The sequence below is a fragment of the Kitasatospora sp. NPDC002543 genome, assembly GCF_053594915.1.
Map to the genome: position 1 here is coordinate 1 of NZ_JBSFWR010000222.1, position 2332 is coordinate 2332.

The window sequence follows — 2332 nt, forward strand, 5'->3', positions numbered from 1 at the left end:
ACCCTGCCCCGCTACCGGACCGCCCTCGGCGAGATCGAGGCCCAGCTGATCGGCGCGGAGGAACTGGTCGAGGGCCTGGCCCCCCGGGTGGACCGCCCGCCCCTTCCACGGGACGGGCTGCCGGCGCCGGCCGGGACGGTCCCGGGCCGGAACGGACGGGAAGGACGGCCGACGGATGGGCAGCGAGCAGAGGGATCCGGCGATCCACGGACGGTTCGGCGACTACCAGAACGAGATCTACCTGCGCGGGCTCGGCGGGGTGCTGCCGACGATGCCGATGGCCTTCCCCGAGCTGGAGGCGCGGGCGAGCACGGCTCTGGCGCCCTCGGTGCTCTCCTACGTCGCGGGCGGCGCGGGCGACGAGTCCACCCAGCGTGAGAACGTCGCCGCCTTCGGGCGGTGGGGCCTGGTGCCGCGGATGATGGTCGGCGCGAGCACCCGGGACCTGACGGTCGAACTGTTCGGCCTGCGGCTGCCGACCCCGCTGTTCATGGCGCCGATCGGGGTGATCGGCCTGTGCGCCCAGGACGGGCACGGGGACCTGGCCACCGCCCGGGCCGCCGCCCGCACCGGCGTGCCGATGGTCGCCTCCACCCTGACGGTCGACCCGCTGGAGCAGGTGGCCGCCGAGTTCGGCGACACCCCCGGCTTCTTCCAGCTCTACACGCCCACCGACCGGGCGCTCGCCGAGAGCCTGGTGCACCGGGCCGAGGCCGCGGGCTACCGGGGCATCGTCGTCACCCTGGACACCTGGGTCACCGGTTGGCGCCCGCGTGACCTGGCCACCGCCAACTTCCCCCAGCTGCGCGGCCACTGCCTGGCCAACTACACCTCCGACCCGGTGTTCCGCGCCCGCCTCGCCAAGGCGCCGGAGGAGGACCCGCAGGCGGCCGTCCTGGAGTGGGCCGGCGTCTTCGGCAACCCGCTGACCTGGAACGACCTGCCCTGGCTGCGCTCGCTCACCGACCTGCCGATCCTCCTCAAGGGCATCTGCCACCCCGAGGACGTCCGCCGCGCCAGGGACGGCGGCGTCGACGGCATCTACTGCTCCAACCACGGCGGCCGCCAGGCCAACGGCGGGCTCGCCGCCCTCGACCTGCTCCCCGACGTGGTCGGGGCCGCCGACGGCCTGCCCGTCCTCTTCGACTCCGGCGTCCGCTCGGGCACCGACGTCGTCAAGGCGCTCGCCCTCGGCGCCACCGCCGTCGGCGTGGGTCGCCCGTACGCCTACGGCCTCGCACTGGAGGGCACCGACGGCATCGTCCACGTGCTGCGCTCACTCCTCGCCGAAGCCGACCTCCTGATGGCCGTCGACGGCTACCCGACCCTCGACTCCCTGCGCAGGAACGGTGCGCTGCGCCGAATCTGACGACTGATCAGCCCTCGGCGCACGCACGCAACAGGAGGGGCTTGCCGGGACATTCGGGACGGCCCTACGCTCGAACGGCACAAATCGGGTCCGTACGTTCCCGCTCGCTCGGAGGTCCGCCATCATCCGCGTCCTGCTGACCGCCTTCGAACCGTTCGGCCGCGATCCCCTGAACTCGTCCCTGGAGGCGGGCCGGCTGGTCGCCGCCGGTCCGCCCGCCGGAGTGGCCCTCGACTTCGCCGAGCTGCCCTGGGTGTTCGGCGACTCGATCGCCGAACTGCGAAGGGCGGTGGCCCGGTTCGAACCGGACCTGGTCATCGCCACGGGCCAGGGCGGCAACCGCCCGGACCTCACGGTCGAGCGGGTCGCCATCAACCTCGACGACGCCGTCCGAGGCCCCGACCGCAAGGGCAACCAGCCGGTCGACCAGCCGGTGGTCCCGGACGGCCCCGCCGCCTACTTCTCCTCCCTGCCGGTGAAGGCCTGCGTGGAGGCGGTCCAGCAGGCCGGCATCCCCGCCACCCTCTCCCACACCGCCGGCACCCAGCTCTGCAACCACGTCTTCTACGGGCTGGCCCACCTGATCGCCACCGAACACCCGGACCTGCGCGGCGGATTCGCGCGCCTCCCGTACCTGCCGAGCCAGGTGTCCGGGCGGGAGAAGAGCGCCTCGATGGCCGCCGAGACGGCAGCCGAGGGCGTCCGCATCCTCATCCGCAGCGCGGTCGCCGCCCTCCACCCGCCACCCGTCGGCCCCCTCGCCACCCCCCGCCGCCGCCCCTGGCTCCCCCGCCGCCCCGGCTGACCCGTCACCGGGGGCTTGGTGGCCCCGGTCCGGTCCGGAAACGCGAAGAACCCCCATCCGGGGCCCGGATGGGGGTTCTTCAGAAGAATTGTTCGGCGGCGTCCTACTCTCCCACAGGGTCCCCCCTGCAGTACCATCGGCGCTGTAAGGCTTAGCTT

General features: G+C 73.6%; 2 protein-coding genes and 1 rRNA gene. 2 read left to right on the top strand and 1 reads right to left on the bottom strand.

What is annotated here, in order from left to right; translation table 11 throughout:
• Positions 1-175 precede the first annotated feature (175 nt).
• Both ACWD4P_RS38090 and pcp read left to right on the top strand, forming a co-directional pair.
• Complete coding sequence (locus ACWD4P_RS38090; protein ID WP_449782805.1) at positions 176-1369, top strand: alpha-hydroxy-acid oxidizing protein; 1194 nt, start codon at positions 176-178, stop codon at positions 1367-1369.
• A gap of 121 nt (positions 1370-1490) precedes the next feature.
• Complete coding sequence (gene pcp / locus ACWD4P_RS38095; RefSeq protein WP_359825980.1) at positions 1491-2174, top strand: pyroglutamyl-peptidase I; 684 nt, start codon at positions 1491-1493, stop codon at positions 2172-2174.
• A gap of 90 nt (positions 2175-2264) precedes the next feature.
• Here pcp and rrf read toward each other — a convergent pair.
• Positions 2265-2332 (bottom strand): 5S ribosomal RNA (gene rrf, locus ACWD4P_RS38100); the annotation flags it as partial.